Genomic DNA, 15,521 nt, shown 5'->3' on the forward strand with positions numbered 1-15,521 from the left:
CAGCCGTGACGGACGACCGGAAGGAGCCACGGTGAAGGGTGTGGGCCCCGGCACCGTCCTCGGTGGGCGCTACACGGTGCAGCGCCGCCTCGCGCAGGACCGCGGCACCGAGCGCTGGACCGCCGAGGACTCCACCCTCGGACGCTCCGTCTCGGTCATGGTCATCGCGCGTGACGACCACCGCGCGGCAGCCTTTTTGGATGCCGCCCGGCGCGCAGGGGCCATCTCGCACGCCGTCCTCGTGCGCATCCTCGACGTCGGCCAGGACGCCGACGTGGCCTTCGTGGTCGAGGAGAGCCTCGACGACGCCCGCACCCTGGCTCAGCTCGTCACCGACGGCGGCATCCCCGGCGACGAGGTCCGCCGCATCACCGGTGAGGTCGCCTCGGCGCTCGAGTCCGCCCGCCAGCGCGGCGTGCACCACCTCGACCTGACCCCCGACGACGTCCTGCGCGGGCTCGAGGTCGCCGGGGTGCGCGCCGGCGAGGACGGCCTCGAGCCCGACGAGGCCAGCCGCCGCGACGCCGTCGGGGTCGTCGGGCTGACCTATGCGGGACTCACCGGCCTGTGGCCGCTGGGTGCCGGCGGCTCCGGGCTGGGCCCGGCCCCGCGCGTCCCCGGCGGCGTCGCCTCGCCGTCCGAGATCTCCGCCGGCGTGCCCCGCGACCTCGACGCCCTGTGCCGCCTGACCCTCAACGACGACCAGGGCCCCACCAGCCCCGGTGACTACGCGCGCCAGGTCGCGCCGTGGCCGTCGCGCCAGGTGGTCGGCCGACCCGTCGTCGCACAGCGCCCGCAGGATGCCGTCGTACCGTCCACCGTCGAGCCCGTGTCCGGGCCGCCGGTGGTTCCGCCCGCGCCGGTCGCTCCGCTCCTGCCGGCCGCTGCCACGCCGCCTGCCTCGTCCGCCACCGCGACGTCCGCCCCCAGTGCGTCGTCCGTCACCGCTGAGGGTGCGGCCGCGGACGCCGCGCTCGGCTCGACCGCCACCCTCCCCGTCATCGGAGGGGACGCCGACCCGTCGTCCGATCCCGGCGGGTCCACCGCCGACCTCACCGCTCTCGACGAGCCGACCTCTCCCGAGGCCGGCGCACCCCTCGCCGACGGCCCGCGTCGCCCCCCGCCCCCGGCGTGGCTGGACGACGAGGATGCCGCGGACGTGCCGGTGGCCGACGAGCCCACCGGGGCCGGGGCCCGCGCTGCCGGGATGGCCGCGGGTGCCGCTGGGGTCGCCGCCGGCGCCGCCGCGGCTGTCGGGGGCTGGTTCAGCGCCCGCACCGCCGCGGTGCGCGGGACCGATGACGAGACCGAGGGCCGCGCCGAGCCCGTCGCCGACGACGCCGATGCTCCCGCCGAGCGCCACGCGGTCTGGAGCGGGGGCGGGGCGACCGACGCCGGCCCGGCCGATGGCGGCCGCACCGACCCCGGGTCGGCGGGTGCTGCGACGGGCGCCGCGGCGGCGTTCGGCACGGTGGGCTCGGCCGTCACCGACTTCGCCAAGCGGGCGGTCGACAAGGTCTCCGAGCTCAGCCCCGACACCGAGCGTCCGCACGCGGCCGCCCCGATGGAGCCCGCGGCGCCGCTGACCCGTGACGAGTCCAAGCTGGCGCTGGCGATCGTGGGCGTCTTCCTCGTGCTGGCTCTGGTCATCGGCGTCATCGGGGTGAAGCAGATCGGCTCGCGCACCGACCTCGGCCTGTCCGGCCCGAGCGCCGTCACCGGAGCCGGCGCGTCACCCTCGCCCAGCGGCTCCGCGCAGCCCTCCGCCAGTGGGTCGGCCGGGGCCGCCGAGCCGCTCGCCATCCTGAAGGTGTCGGCCTACGACCCGGAGGGCGACAACAACGAGAACGACCAGCTCACCCCCAAGACCTACGACGGCAACCCCGACACCGGCTGGAAGTCCGAGCAGTACCGCACCGACGACTTCGGCGGCCTCAAGAAGGGGGTCGGCCTCATCGTCGACCTCGGGCCCAACAAGAAGCCCCAGGAGGTGCAGCTCACGGTGCCCAAGGCGGTCGACGTCGAGGTCTACGTGGGGGCCGACGCCTCCCTCGAGGGAGCCACCAAGATCGGCGCCAAGACCGACGCCAAGGGCCGCCTCGACTTCCCGGTCCCGGCCGACGTCTCGGGCCAGTACATCGTCCTCTGGTACACCAGCCTCCACGTCGACGAGAACCGCCAGCGGCGTGCGTGGCTCAACGAGGTCGTCGTCACCGGCTGAGTGTGGCGCCCGTGACCATCGAGGACCTCGGCGAGCTCGACGACGCTGCCCTCGTGGCGCGGCACGTCGAGGGGGACGACGGGGCCGCCTTCGGTGAGCTCTTCCGGCGGCACCGCGACCGGATGTACGCGGTCGCGATCCGCACCTGCGGCCACCGCGAGATGGCCGCCGACGCCGTGCAGGAGGCCTTCGTCTCGGCCTTTCGGCGGGCCGAGGGCTACCGGGGTGAGGCGGCGGTCACGACCTGGCTGCACCGCATCGTCGTCAATGCCTGCCTCGACCGGCTGCGCCGCGAGCGCACGGCGGCGGTCCGGCGGGCCGGTGACCTGGCCGAGATCGACCTGCCCGACCGCCACGACCACCACGCGTCCACCGAGACCGCCATCGTGGTCCGCAATGCGCTGGGACGCCTGCCGGAGGCGCAGCGGGCGGCGCTGGTGCTGGTCGACATGCAGGGCCTGTCGGTCGCCGAGGCGGCCGCGGTGCTCGGCGTGGCCGAGGGCACGGTGAAGTCCCGCTGCTTCCGCGGCCGCGAGGCCCTGGCGGCGATGCTGCGGCCCCGGCCCGACACGGCGGGCGCCGGCATGGAGCCGCCGCCCCCGCCGCCGGTGCCTGGTCGCACGGAACCGCAGGGGGCCTCGTGACGTCCCACCACCGACCAGGCGTCTGTGCGGGCCCCCCTCCTGGCCCCCAGCGTCGCCCCCTGTCCGCCCTCGGCCCCCGCTGGAGCAGCTCGTGAACCACCCCCACGACGACAGCGACCCGATCGAGCACGACCCCACCGGGATGCGTGCGCTGCTCGGGAGCCTTCCCGACCCCGGACCCATGCCCGACGGCCTCGTGCGGCGCATCGAGGCCGCCCTGGCCGACGAGGCGCGGCTGGCCACCGGCTGGGCCGCCCCGGAGTGCCCGCCCGAGCTGCGGGCCGACGAGGAGGGCCACCGCTCCACAGTCGTGGCCCTGCCCGGCGCCGTTCGCACGGCCGGTGCGGCAGCCGGCGGAGGCCCCGGGGTCGACGCGGGTGCCGGCCGGGTGGTGCCGTTCCGCCGACGGGGTTCCCTGCGGCTGCTCGGGGCCGCGGCTGCCGCCGTCGTGCTGCTGGGCGCCGGCGGTCTCGTCCTCGGGACGACCCGCCCGGGCGGCCTCCCCGCGGCCCTGGGGTTCGCCGACACCGCCGGCGGCGGGCAGGCGGGGTCCGCGGCCGTCGAACGCAGCGAGGACGCCAGCGGCCTCACGGCGGCCTCCACCCTCGTGGTCGGGTCCGACGCCCTGCGGGTACAGGTCGTCGGCGGGGGCCTCGTGCTGTCCTCGGCCGATCTCGCCGCCGTCGCCACCGAGCTCCCGTCGTCGGTGCCCACGGTCCGCAGCGACGCGGCGCCCCCTGGCGTGGCCCCGGCCGCCGGCGGTCTGGCCACCGCGACCCCGGCGGGCGGTCGGGCCTGCGCCTCGGCCCTCGGCATCCCCCGCGGCGACCGCGTTCTGCTGGCGTCCGCCACCGTCGACGGGGAGCCGGCGGTGCTGGTGCTGGCCACCTCGGCCTCGGGGGCGCGCACGGCCTGGGCGGTCCGGCCCGGGTGCTCGGCGACCGCTCCGCAGGTCCTGGCGGGTCCCGTCCCGGCCGGCTGACGACAGCGGGCGACCGCTCCCGGCGAGGCGGCCGGACGGCGGGAACATCCGCGCCCTAGGATCGGTTCCGACAACACCGCATATAGCGGTTCTCCGCCGTTTCGACCACAACAGGATGTGTCTCGTGACCTCCGACGTCCGCAACGTCATCATCATCGGCTCCGGCCCCGCCGGGTGGACCGCTGCCGTCTACGCGGCCCGTGCCAACCTCGAGCCCCTGGTCATCGAGGGTGCCGTCACCGCCGGTGGGGCACTCATGAACACCACCGAGGTCGAGAACTTCCCCGGCTTCCGCGACGGCATCATGGGTCCGGACCTGATGGAGAACATGCGCGCGCAGGCCGAGCGGTTCGGGGCCGAGATCGTGACGGACGACGTCGAGCACGTCGAGCTCGAGGGCGACGTCAAGCTGGTCCGCGACTCCGCCGGCAACGAGTACCGCGCCCGGGCCGTCATCCTGGCCATGGGGTCCGCCTACCGCGAGCTGGGGCTGCCCGACGAGAAGCGGCTCTCCGGCCACGGCGTCTCGTGGTGCGCCACCTGCGACGGGTTCTTCTTCCGCGACCAGGACATCGCCGTGGTCGGCGGTGGGGACTCCGCGATGGAGGAGGCCACCTTCCTCACGAAGTTCGCCCGCTCCGTCACCGTCATCGTGCGCCGCGACGCCCTGCGCGCCAGCCGCATCATGGTCGAGCGCGCCGAGGCGAACGAGAAGATCCGTTTCACGTGGAACAGTGCGGTCGACGCCATCCACGGCGAGAGCAAGATCAGCGGCGTGACGCTGCGCGACACCGTCACCGGGGAGACCAGCGAGCTCGCCGTCACCGGGCTGTTCATCGCCATCGGGCACGACCCGCGCAACGAGCTGGTCAAGGGACTGGTCGACCTCGACGCCGAGGGCTACGTCCTCACCGAGGGTCGTACGTCCAAGACCAACGTCCCCGGGGTCTTCGCCTGCGGTGACCTCGTCGACCACACCTACCGGCAGGCCATCACCGCTGCCGGCTCCGGGTGCGCAGCGGCGCTCGACGCCGAGCGCTTCCTGGCCCACTGACCCCCGGTCCCGCTGTCGGCACCGCCCGGCAGGATGGACCAGGACCCCGCCCCCGCACCACCGCCCCACCCCGGCCGCAGGCCACGAAAGGACATCCCATGGCAGACGTCTCGCAGACCACCGACGCCACCTTCGACGCCGACGTCATCCAGAGCGACAAGCCCGTGCTGGTCGACTTCTGGGCTCCCTGGTGTGGCCCGTGCCGCGCCGTCGCCCCCGTGCTCGAGGAGATCGCCCGTGAGCACGGCGACAAGGTCACCGTCGTCAAGCTGAACACCGACGAGAACCCGCAGATCACCGGCAAGCTCGGCATCACCAGCATCCCCACCATGCACGTCTACCAGGGTGGCGAGATCGTCAAGACCATCGTCGGCGCCAAGCCCAAGCCCGTCCTGCTGCGCGAGCTCGAGGCCTTCCTCGGCTGAGTACAGCTCGTCGCACGACGACGGCCCCGGCCCCCTGAGGGGTCGGGGCCGTTCGCGGTCCGGAGGTACTGCCTTCTGGTGAACCGTTGCGCGGCAACGGTTCTCGGCTGAACAGTCAGGACGCGCGGTCGGTCTCCTCGCGCAGGTGCATGGCCGACAGGATGCGGTTGAGGTCCTCGACCGAGGCGAACTCCACCGTCAGGCGCCCCTTCTTCTGGCCGAGGGCGATGCGCACCCGGGTCTCGAGCCGGTCCGACAGGTCAGCGGCCAGGTCGTCGAGCTGTGGGCGCCGGCCTCCGGCCCGCGGGGTGTTGCGACGAGCGGGCGGGGTGTCGGCATCGCCCACCGCCACGATCTCCTCGACCGAGCGCACCGAGAGCCCCTCGGCGACGATGCGCTGCGCCAGCCGCTCCATGGCGGCGGCGTCGGGAACGGCCAGCAGCGCGCGGGCATGGCCCGCGCTCAACACGCCGGCGGCGACGCGGCGGGCCACGGCCGGCGGCAGCTTCAGCAGGCGCAGCGTGTTCGAGATCTGCGGCCGGGAGCGGCCGATGCGGCGGGCCAGCTCCTCCTGGGTACAGCCGAAGTCGTCGAGGAGCTGCTGGTAGGCGGCCGCCTCTTCCAGAGGGTTGAGCTCGCTGCGGTGCAGGTTCTCGAGCAGGGCGTCCCGCAGGAGGTCGTCCTCGTCGGTCGACCGCACGATGGCGGGCACCGTCTCCTTGCCGGCCTCACGTGACGCGCGCCAGCGCCGCTCCCCCATGATCAGCTCGAACCGCACCTCGCTGTCGGCGGTCGCGTCCGGCGCCGGCCGCACCACGATGGGCTGCAGCACCCCGATCTCGCGGATCGAGTGCACCAGCTCGGCCAGCGCGTCCTCGTCGAAGACGGTGCGCGGCTGGCGGGGGTTGGGCCGGATGGCGTCCAGCGGGATCTCGGCGAACTCGGCGCCCGGCACCGGCTTCAGGACCGGACCGTCAGGCCTGGACGCGGCCGGAGCCGCGGCGTCGGCGCTCTGGCCGGCCGCTCCGGGCTGCCCGTTCTGCTGCGCGCCCGCGGGGCCCTCGTCACGGTCGCGGAAGAACACGTCGACAGGACGGTCGGTGGCCGGCTGGGTGGGGATGAGGGCACCCAGCCCGCGACCCAGGGCGCGACGCTTCTCGCTCACGCGGACTCCTCCGTGGTCTGGGCGCGCACGCCCCGTTCGGCGAGCTCGACGGCCGCCTCGAGATAGGACAGGGCCCCGCTGCTGTTGGGGTCGTAGGTCATGACGGTCTCACCGTGGCTCGGCGCCTCCGAGATCCGTACCGAGCGTGGCACCGTCGCCCGCAGGGTCTGCTCGGAGAAGTGCGTACGCACCTCGTCGGCGACCTGGGCCGAGAGCCGGGTCCGGGCGTCGAACATGGTGAGCAGGATGGTCGACACGTGCAGCGAGGGGTTGAGGTGGTTGCGGATCATCTCGATGTTCTTCAGGAGCTGCGAGAGCCCCTCCAGGGCGTAGTACTCGCACTGGATCGGGATGAACACCTCGGTGGCGGCGACGAACGCGTTCACGGTGAGCAGGCCCAGGCTCGGCGGGCAGTCGACCAGCACGTAGTCGAGCTGGTCCTGGGCCGCCACGCGCTGATCGATGTACGCCGCGACGGCCTTCTGCAGACGGGTCTCGCGCGCGACGAGCGAGACGAGCTCGATCTCGGCACCGGCCAGGTCGATGGTCGCCGGCGCGCACAGCAGGCGCGGGATGTCGGGGCAGGCCTGCACCACGTCGGCCAGCGGCTCCCCGTCGACCAGCACGTCGTAGATGCTCGGCACCTCGGAGTGGTGGTCGATCCCGAGCGCGGTGCTGGCGTTGCCCTGCGGGTCGAGGTCGATGACCAGGACCGTGCTGCCGGCCTGTGCGAGGGCGGCGGCGATGTTGACCGTGGTGGTGGTCTTACCGACCCCGCCCTTCTGGTTCGCGACCGTCAGCACGCGGGTACGGCTCGGGCGGGGCACCGTGCGGCCACTCAGGGTGATCCGCTTACGGGCGTCGGCGGCCACGGCCTGCGCCAGGGGGGTCATGGCGTCGGCGCCAGGGATGGATGCGGCGATGGCTGCTCGCTCCTCGGTGTCGTCGTGGGTCCGATCCGGCGACCTGGTGTCACGGCGGTCGCCTTCGGGGCTGCCGGTGACGGCAGCCGGCGCGCTCCCCCCGGCGGAGGCGGTGACCCGGCGGTCGACACCGTCCTCGAGAGTACTCGTTGTGAGCGCCGAGGAGGTCGCCGAGGGATCGTCACCCGACGGCTCGGCGGGATGCGGGGTCGATGTCGTTTCACGTGAAACGGTGCGAGGCCAGCCCAGCCTCCCTGATGGTTCTCCGGCCGGACCAGGGAAACCCAAGCCCCCCGCGACGGTCACTGCTTCCCTGCTTGCGACCGCGCTCACACGACCACCCTCCTTGACGACAACGAACCCATCCAACCCCACAGCCGCCCGACACGCCAAGAGCCCCTCCCCGCTGTGGACAACCGGTGGACGGTGTCACCCGTCAGCGCGCCTCCGCGGCGAACCCGCGGCGAAGTGCCGCACCGTTGTGCGCCTTTGGCACCGGCGGCACCCCGCGCCGCTGGTCCGGCACGTGGTGGATAACTTGTGGATGGCGGATCGGCGGAGTGCCCCGTTCACTGTGCCGTTTCACGTGAAACGCGGGAGCGCGGCCCTCCGGACGCGGGGCCAAGCACACCGCCGACGATGTGTTTCACGTGAAACGCGGTGGAGCCGATCCACTCCGAGCACGGGCGCCCGCTGCTGGCGTCCGCGCCCTGGGGACCACGTTGTTTCACGTGAAACAGACCCAACGCCCAGGACATCCCCACGGCACCGTCGGTGGGCCGGCGTAGGCCTCAGACGCTGGTGGGTCCGGGGCCGCTCGTCCCCGGCCCGCTGGCCCCCCTGCGCGGTCCTTTGCCGCTCCGGCGACCGGTCGTCGTACGGCCCCCTCGGGTGCTGGACCGCGTCGGGCCGAAGGTGAGGTCGACCGTCAGTACCGGCTCCTCGAGGACCTCGGCGCCGTGCTCGCTCACCACCGCCGTCGCCAGGCCGAGACGGGCCAGGGCGCGGCGGTCCTCTTCCAGCTCCTCTGCCGCGCTGCGTCCCTTCATCGCCACCACGGTGCCGCCCGGGCTGAGCAAGGGGACGCACCAGCGGGCCAGCTTGTCGAGCCGCGCCACCGCCCGCGCCGTGACCCAGGGGGCTTCCACCGTGCCGGCGAGCTCCTCGGCGCGGCCTCGATGGACCGTGACCCCGCTCAGGCCCAGCTCTGTCACGACCGCGTCGAGCCAGGTCGTGCGGCGCAGCATGGGCTCCACCAGGTGCATGTCGAGGTCGGGCCGTGCGATCGCCAGGGCGACACCGGGAAGCCCGGCGCCCGAGCCCACATCGACGACCCGCGCCCCGTCGGGGAAGGCGTCCTGGATCACCGCACAGTTCAGGACGTGCCGCTCCCAGAGGCGCGGCACCTCTCGGGGCCCGATCAACCCGTGCGAGACGCCGGTGTCGGCCAGGATCGCCACGAAGCGCTCGGCCAGCTCCAGGCGCTCCCCGAACACCGCGGCCGCACCCGAAGGTGCGGCCGGCGGTTCGATCGGGTCTGGCCCGTCGTGTTTCACGTGAAACGGTTCCTCAGGCAGTCGGCGCGATGACGACGTAGCGTCGCGGCTCCGAGCCCTCGGACTCGGAGACGAGACCAGCCGCGAGCACCTCGTCGTGCACGACCTTCCGCTCGAACGCGCTCATCGGCGACAGGGAGGTCGACTCGCCGGAGTCCTTCACCTTGGCGATGGCCTCCTTGGCGATGGTCACCAGAGCGGCCCGGCGCTCAGCGCGGTGGCCCGCGACGTCGAGCATCAGGCGGCTGCGCTCACCGGTCTCCGACTGGACCGCGAGGCGCGTGAGCTCCTGGAGCGCGTCGAGGACCTGGCCGTCGGGTCCGACGAGGCGACGCGGCACCCGGCCGTCCTCGCTGTCGACGATGGACACCGCGGCCCGGTCGCCGTCGACGTCCACGTCGAGGTCACCGTCGAGGTCGCAGATGTCCAGCAGCGTCTCGAGGAAGTCGGCCGCCACCTCGCCCTCACGCACGAGCTGGGCCCGACGGCCGCCCCGGCGGCTACCGGTGGCGCCCTCGTCGCCCGCACGCTCGTCAGAGTCAGAGTCAGAGTCGGCGCCCTCGTTCTCGTCCTCGTCCCGCTCGATCAGGGACTCGTCCGCCACGTCCGTCGCTGGCTCGGTGGTGTCGACATCGCTGCTGACCACGGTCTCGGGGGTGTCGCTGACGGCCGCGGCCTCGTCGGTGACGTGCTCGCTGTCCTCGGTGCGCTGCTCACTCATGGGCTCTCCAAAAGGTGCTGGGGTGAAGGGGTTCTGGGGGCGGGCCGTGCCGGCCCGGGGGCGTCAGCCCGCCGACGGCGAGCTCTGCCCGGACTTCTTGGGCTTCTTGGCCCCACCGGACTTCGTGCCGGACTTGGCCGAACGGACGGTTCCGGCGGCCCTCTGCTGGGGCGCCGTCTTCGGTGCCGCAGGCGCCGCCGCGGGGTCCTTCACCGCAGCCGAGCCGGGGGCCACGACCTTGCCGGAGCCCTTGGCGCGCTTCTTCGACTTCGGCTGCACGCGCTGGCCCACGGGAGTCTCGTCGATCTCGGCCGCCTCTGCCTCGGTGACCACCGGGGCTCCCGGGATGGCCTTGCCCTTCTTCTTCAGCCGCTCGTGGTAGGCCCGCTCGGCCGCAGAGCCCGGCGCCGGCATCCGGCGGATGACGTAGAACTGCTGCGTCATCGACCACACGTTGGTGGTGAACCAGTAGATGAGGACACCGATGGGGAAGTTGACACCGGAGACGGCGAAGACGACCGGGAAGATGTAGAGCAGCATCTTCTGCTGCTTCGCGAACGGGCTGTCGAGCGCCGACTGCGGCATGTTCTTGGTCATCAGCTGGCGCTGGGTGGTGAACGTCGTGGCCGACATCAGGACGATGAGCACGATCGTGACGATCTGGGTCGAGAGCCTGTCCGCCCCGAGGAAGTGGTCGGACAGCTGCGCCCCGAAGATCGAGGCCTTCTCGGCCTGGCTCGCGACCTGCTTGGTGATGGGCCCGATCGGGTCGGTCTCCCCCGTGGAGATCTTCTGGAGGCCGTTCAGCACGCGGAAGAGGCCGAAGAAGAACGGGGACTGCACCAGGATCGGCAGGCACGAGGAGAAGGGGTTGGTCCCCTCCTTCTTGTACAGGTCCATCGTCTCCTGCGTCATCGCCTGACGGGACTCGGGATCGGTCTTGCCCTTGTACTTCTTCTGGATCTTCTGCATCTCCGGCTGGATGAGCTGGAGCTTGCGCGAGGCCTTGATCTGCTTGACGAACAGCGGGATCATCGCCGCCCGCATCACGATCACCAGACCGACGATGGACAGCCCCCAGGTCCAGCCCGAGGCCTCGGGCATGCCGATGGCGGTGAGCGCTTGGTGGAAGCTGAACATGATCCAGGCGACGAGCCACTCGATCGGGGCCAGGATGCTGTTGAACAGATCGCCCATGGTGTCCTTCGACGGGCCGGCCGGAGCCGGCGGATGATGTCACCGCGGTGACGGGATGGTCAGATGTGGGACGAACCCGGGGCTGCCGGAGTTCCTGCGTAGGGCTTCGACCCGGTGGTGCCCGGCACCGGCCGGCCGGTGCCGGGGTCGCGGTCGGGCACGTGGTCGACGCCGCCGGCCGCCCACGGGTGGCAGCGCAGCAGCCGGGCCGCACCCATCCACCCGCCGCGCAGCGGGCCGAAACGCTCGATGGCCGTGACGGCGTAGGCCGAGCATGACGGGTAGTACCGGCAGGTCGGCGGCCGCAGCGGGCTGATGAAGCGCTGGTAGCCCTTGATGAGCACCAGCACCGGCCATGCCAGCAGCCGGCCGGGGCTCACGACGAACTCCCGAAGCGACCGATCACCCTGTGCCACAACGGGTTCAGCGCCGACTGGAGGTCGCCGAAGGTCGCGGCACCAGCCGCCGGGTTGGCCCGGACCACGACGTCGACCCCGGCGGGTGTGCCCCCGAGGAGTGGGACGACCAGCGAGCGGAGCCGGCGCTTGGTGCGGTTGCGCACCACGGCGTTGCCGACGGCCTTGGACACGACGAAACCGACCCGCGGCGGGGAATCCGCACGCGCGTCGGTTCGGGTGGCGTGGACCACGAGCAGCCGTGAGCCGGCGCGGACACTGCCGCGGCCGCGGGCTGCCGTCGCGAAGTCCGCCCGCTCACGCAGTCGGCTCGGCGCCGGCAGCACCGAGCGGCCTCAGGCCGAGAGCTCGGAGCGGCCCTTGCGACGACGGGCCGCGAGGATGGCGCGGCCCGCACGGGTCCGCATCCGGAGACGGAAGCCGTGGGTCTTGGCCCGGCGGCGGTTGTTGGGCTGGAAGGTCCGCTTGCTCACGATGATCTCTTTCGCGGTGGACGGGCCGGGAGGCCCGCGGGTCGGGGGTGCCTGATCGGCGGTCATCGGAGGCCCGGGAGCCCCGTGGTGGGGCGGCCGCGGGCAGGCGAAAAACGCCGACGAACAGACCGCATCACGGTACCCGAGCGGAGCGCCCCGACCAAACCCGTGCACCGGTTCGCCACGGGACCAGGAACCCTCTACCATCGCACGGAGCATCGGCGGATCCAGCGACGACACTCCGGGGAGCGCCCGCGCCGCGCCGAACCCACAACCTGTGGACAACCGTGTGGACGGATGACCCGTACACGGTGCCGCACGGCGACGATACGCGGAACGAGGACGGGAAACACGTGGCGGACAGGATGATGACCGAGCTGTGGACCGCCACACTCGAGGCCCTCGACGACGACGGCATCCCCGTCCAGCAGCGCGCGTTCCTGGGCCTGGCCCGGCTGGTCGGCCTGCTCGACGACACCGCCCTGATCGCGGTCCCCAACGACTTCACCAAGGACCAGGTCGAGACCCGGCTGCGCGACCGCGTCACTCACGTCCTCAGCGAGCGCCTCGGCCGTGACGTCCGCCTGGCCGTTACCGTCGACCCCTCGCTGGCCGACCTCCCGCTCGACGGCCGCGAGCCCGGTGCCGGGAGCGCCGCGGACGACGCCGCCGACCACAACGACCCGGGGCACGACCAGCGGGCCGCCGACCGGCGCCAGCAGATCCACGACCTCGAGCTCATCGACGACGACGAGAGCGGCGCCGGTCGCGACCACCACGGTCGTCCGGCCCTGGTCGAGGTCCCCGGGATGCGGCGCCCCCGGCCCGGCACCCAGGTGCCCGAGCAGGTCGAGCTGACCCGGCTGAACCCCAAGTACACCTTCGACACCTTCGTCATCGGCGCGTCCAACCGCTTCGCGCACGCGGCGGCGGTCGCGGTGGCCGAGGCGCCGGCCAAGGCGTACAACCCGCTCTTCGTCTACGGCGACTCCGGGCTGGGCAAGACCCACCTGCTACACGCCATCGGCCACTACGCCCGCGCGCTGTTCCCCAACGTCAAGGTCCGCTACGTGAACTCCGAGGAGTTCACCAACGACTTCATCAACAGCATCCGCGACGACAAGGCCGCCAACTTCCAACGCCGCTACCGCGACGTCGACGTCCTGCTCATCGACGACATCCAGTTCCTGCAGGGGAAGGTGCAGACCCAGGAGGAGTTCTTCCACACCTTCAACACCCTGCACAACGCCAGCAAGCAGGTCGTCATCACCAGCGACGTGCCGCCGAAGCTGCTGACCGGCTTCGAGGCCCGGATGCGCAGCCGCTTCGAGATGGGGCTGCTCACCGACGTCCAACCCCCCGACCTCGAGACCCGCATCGCCATCCTGCGCAAGAAGGCCATCCAGGAGCGCCTCAGCGTCCCCGACGACGTGCACGAGTTCATCGCCTCGCGCATCTCGACCAACATCCGCGAGCTCGAGGGCGCCCTCATCCGCGTCACGGCCTTCGCCAGCCTGAACCGCCAGCCGGTCGACATGAGCCTGGCCGAGATCGTGCTGCGCGACCTCATCCCCGACGACTCCACCAGCCAGGTCACGCCGGCGACGATCATCGCCCAGACGGCCGCCTACTTCGGGCTGACCATCGAGGACCTCCAGGGCCAGTCGCGCAGCCGGGTGCTCGTCACCGCCCGCCAGATCGCCATGTACCTGTGCCGCGAGCTCACCGACCTCTCGCTGCCCAAGATCGGCCAGCAGTTCGGCGGCCGCGACCACACCACGGTGATGCACGCCGAGAAGAAGATCCGCCAGCTGATGGCCGAGCGGCGCGCCATCTACAACCAGGTCACCGAGCTGACCAACCGGATCAAGCAGCAGTCGCGCTGACGCACGCCGTCCCCCGTCGGACACGGTTCGTCCACAGCCGAACCTTCGACAACCCCCCGCTCCTCCCCACCCCGTCCACAGGACGAGCCCCGCCACGGTCGAGCGCCGGGCCCGCCCGACACGCACGGACGCAGGCCGCCACCGGCCCGGCCGCGGCCGACAACCTTAGACAACGGTCATCCACCCATGGGTACAAGCCTGTGGAAAACTCCGGCCCCAGCCGTCCCACCAGCGCCCGAGGCCCCCAGTTGTCCACAGGCCCTGTGGACGGCTGTGGACGGACGGCGGGTCGCCGTGGACGACGCGCCGCCGGTCGGTGGACCGGATGTGAACGCCCGCTGGCCGTCAACAGGCAGCGCCCGTCGTGCACCGAGTCGTCCCGGGCCCGTCCACACCCCGGCGCGCCGCGCTGACCTGCACCGACAGCGAGTCGTCCACAGGATCCACAGCTCCTACAACAACGATGAGACCTGGAGATGAAGGGGTCCGCCCCGATCAGGTCCCTGCTGCGACCCGCCCGGGAACGAGGAGAGAACCCTCCGAGCACGGCGGGAGGAGCCATGCCGACCGGATGCAGCGACATCGGTACCGCCCCCGGTGCCGGTGCACTAATGTCATGCTCCCGTCTGCCTCGGGGGCGCCGACGAGCGCCCGTGCGGACGGGCACGATCCCGATGCACCACATGGGCGCGGCAGGCCGCGCCGGATAGGGCGGTATGCCGTGAAGTTCCGCGTCGAGCGCGACGTCCTGGCCGAGGCGGTCACCTGGGTGGCCCGCGGGCTGCCGGCCCGCCCGCCGGTCCCGGTCCTCGCCGGCATCCTCCTCGAGGCCGGCGACGACGGCACCCTCACGCTCAGCGCCTTCGACTACGAGGTCTCGGCCCGGGTCACGGTCGCCGCTGACGTCGCCGAGGCCGGCACCGTGCTCGTGCTCGGCCGGCTCCTGGCCGACATCTCGCGCAACCTGCCGGCGCGCCCGATCGACGTCTCCACCGAGGGCAACAAGGTCCAGGTCACCTGCGGTGCCTCGCGGTTCAGCCTGCTGATGATGCCGGCCGACGACTACCCCACCCTGCCGGCCAGCCCCGAGCCCACCGGCTCGGTCGACGGCCACCTCTTCACCCAGGCCGTCGCGCAGGTCTCGATCGCGGCCGACCGCGGCGACACCCTGCCGATCCTCACCGGCGTGCGGGTCGAGGTGAACGGCGACACCATGACGCTGCTCGCCACCGACCGGTACCGCCTGGCCATGCGTGAGCTGCACTGGAACCCCACCGCCACCGACGTCGACCACGTGGTCCTCATCCCGGCCCGCACCCTCAGCGAGACCGCCCGCAGCCTCGGCGCCAGCGGCTCGATCGACGTGGCGCTGGGCGCCGCCGCCGGTGGCGACGGCCTGGTCGGCTTCGAGGCCGGGCGCCGGCGCACCACCACCCGCCTCCTCGACGGCGAGTACCCCAAGGTCTCCTCGATCTTCCCCACCACCTCCGACACCGAGGCGGTCATCAAGACCTCCGAGCTGGTCGAGGCCGTCAAGCGCGTGGCCCTGGTCGCCGAGCGCAACACCCCCGTCCGGCTGCGGTTCAGCGACGGGCAGGTCGCCATCGAGGCCGGCACCGGCGACGACGCGCAGGCGTCCGAGGCCGTCGAGTGCGCCCTCACCGGCCCCGAGATCGAGATCGCGTTCAACCCCACGTACCTGCTCGACGGCCTCGGTGCCGTCGGTACCGACTGGTCGCGCATCTCGTTCACCCAGGCCTCGCGCCCGGCCGTCCTCTCGGGCCAGCCCGAGCAGGACGGCGAGGCCGACACCTCGTACCGCTACGTGCTGATGCCGGTCCGCTACGCCTCCTGACCC

At 72.6% G+C, this 15,521-nt stretch carries 15 protein-coding genes; 7 read left to right on the forward strand and 8 right to left on the reverse strand.

All coding sequences use genetic code 11. From position 1 onward, the window contains the following. Nucleotides 1–31: 31 nt before the first annotated feature. The 5 genes from ATL31_RS13910 to trxA all read left to right on the forward strand — a co-directional run bounded on the left by ATL31_RS13910 (nt 32) and on the right by trxA (nt 5,326). Complete coding sequence (locus ATL31_RS13910) at nt 32–2,221, forward strand: protein kinase family protein (protein WP_143598398.1); 2,190 nt, start codon at nt 32–34, stop codon at nt 2,219–2,221. 17 nt (nt 2,222–2,238) lie between these two features. Beyond that, complete coding sequence (gene sigM / locus ATL31_RS13915) at nt 2,239–2,865, forward strand: RNA polymerase sigma factor SigM (protein ID WP_101397669.1); 627 nt, start codon at nt 2,239–2,241, stop codon at nt 2,863–2,865. Between the two features lie 91 nt (nt 2,866–2,956). Next, nucleotides 2,957–3,847: a hypothetical protein gene (locus ATL31_RS13920; protein WP_101396297.1), complete on the forward strand. Its 891-nt coding sequence runs from the start codon at nt 2,957–2,959 to the stop codon at nt 3,845–3,847. Nucleotides 3,848–3,962: 115 nt separating this feature from the next. Beyond that, complete coding sequence (gene trxB, locus ATL31_RS13925; protein WP_101396298.1) at nt 3,963–4,901, forward strand: thioredoxin-disulfide reductase; 939 nt, start codon at nt 3,963–3,965, stop codon at nt 4,899–4,901. Between the two features lie 98 nt (nt 4,902–4,999). Further along, nucleotides 5,000–5,326: a thioredoxin gene (gene trxA / locus ATL31_RS13930; protein WP_101396299.1), complete on the forward strand. Its 327-nt coding sequence runs from the start codon at nt 5,000–5,002 to the stop codon at nt 5,324–5,326. A gap of 115 nt (nt 5,327–5,441) precedes the next feature. On the opposite strand, the gene ATL31_RS13935 is transcribed toward trxA, so the two are convergent. The 8 genes from ATL31_RS13935 to rpmH all read right to left on the reverse strand — a co-directional run bounded on the left by ATL31_RS13935 (nt 5,442) and on the right by rpmH (nt 11,777). After that, nucleotides 5,442–6,491 carry a ParB/RepB/Spo0J family partition protein gene (locus ATL31_RS13935; RefSeq protein WP_101396300.1) on the reverse strand — a complete coding sequence of 350 codons (1,050 nt, stop codon included), beginning with the start codon at nt 6,489–6,491 and terminating at the stop codon, nt 5,442–5,444. Continuing rightward, nucleotides 6,488–7,384 (reverse strand): ParA family protein, encoded by an 897-nt coding sequence (locus ATL31_RS13940; RefSeq protein ID WP_101396301.1) that lies wholly within the window; start codon nt 7,382–7,384, stop codon nt 6,488–6,490. Before ATL31_RS13940 ends, ATL31_RS13935 begins: the two co-directional genes overlap by 4 nt. An 821-nt stretch (nt 7,385–8,205) precedes the next feature. Continuing rightward, nucleotides 8,206–8,910 (reverse strand): 16S rRNA (guanine(527)-N(7))-methyltransferase RsmG, encoded by a 705-nt coding sequence (gene rsmG, locus ATL31_RS13945; protein ID WP_342749479.1) that lies wholly within the window; start codon nt 8,908–8,910, stop codon nt 8,206–8,208. Between the two features lie 73 nt (nt 8,911–8,983). Beyond that, nucleotides 8,984–9,691 (reverse strand): Jag family protein, encoded by a 708-nt coding sequence (locus ATL31_RS13950; protein ID WP_245862471.1) that lies wholly within the window; start codon nt 9,689–9,691, stop codon nt 8,984–8,986. A 63-nt stretch (nt 9,692–9,754) separates the two neighbouring features. Then, on the reverse strand, nt 9,755–10,888 hold the full coding sequence (gene yidC / locus ATL31_RS13955) for a membrane protein insertase YidC (RefSeq protein ID WP_101396303.1): 1,134 nt from the start codon (nt 10,886–10,888) through the stop codon (nt 9,755–9,757). A gap of 59 nt (nt 10,889–10,947) precedes the next feature. After that, a complete protein-coding gene (yidD, locus tag ATL31_RS13960; protein WP_101396304.1) occupies nt 10,948–11,268 on the reverse strand; it encodes a membrane protein insertion efficiency factor YidD in 321 nt (106 codons plus the stop codon). Continuing rightward, nucleotides 11,265–11,630, reverse strand: a complete 366-nt coding sequence (gene rnpA, locus ATL31_RS13965; protein ID WP_101396307.1) for a ribonuclease P protein component — start codon at nt 11,628–11,630, stop codon at nt 11,265–11,267. Before rnpA ends, yidD begins: the two co-directional genes overlap by 4 nt. Before the next feature lie 9 nt (nt 11,631–11,639). After that, nucleotides 11,640–11,777, reverse strand: a complete 138-nt coding sequence (rpmH, locus tag ATL31_RS13970) for a 50S ribosomal protein L34 (RefSeq protein WP_013885212.1) — start codon at nt 11,775–11,777, stop codon at nt 11,640–11,642. A gap of 368 nt (nt 11,778–12,145) precedes the next feature. Here rpmH and dnaA point away from each other — a divergent pair, with 368 nt between their 5' ends. Further along, a complete protein-coding gene (gene dnaA / locus ATL31_RS13975; protein ID WP_101396309.1) occupies nt 12,146–13,663 on the forward strand; it encodes a chromosomal replication initiator protein DnaA in 1,518 nt (505 codons plus the stop codon). 721 nt (nt 13,664–14,384) lie between these two features. Continuing rightward, on the forward strand, nt 14,385–15,518 hold the full coding sequence (dnaN, locus tag ATL31_RS13980) for a DNA polymerase III subunit beta (protein WP_101396311.1): 1,134 nt from the start codon (nt 14,385–14,387) through the stop codon (nt 15,516–15,518). The last annotated feature ends 3 nt before the right edge of the window (nt 15,519–15,521 follow it).

The sequence above is a fragment of the Phycicoccus duodecadis genome (assembly GCF_002846495.1).
Lineage (GTDB): Bacteria > Actinomycetota > Actinomycetes > Actinomycetales > Dermatophilaceae > Phycicoccus > Phycicoccus duodecadis.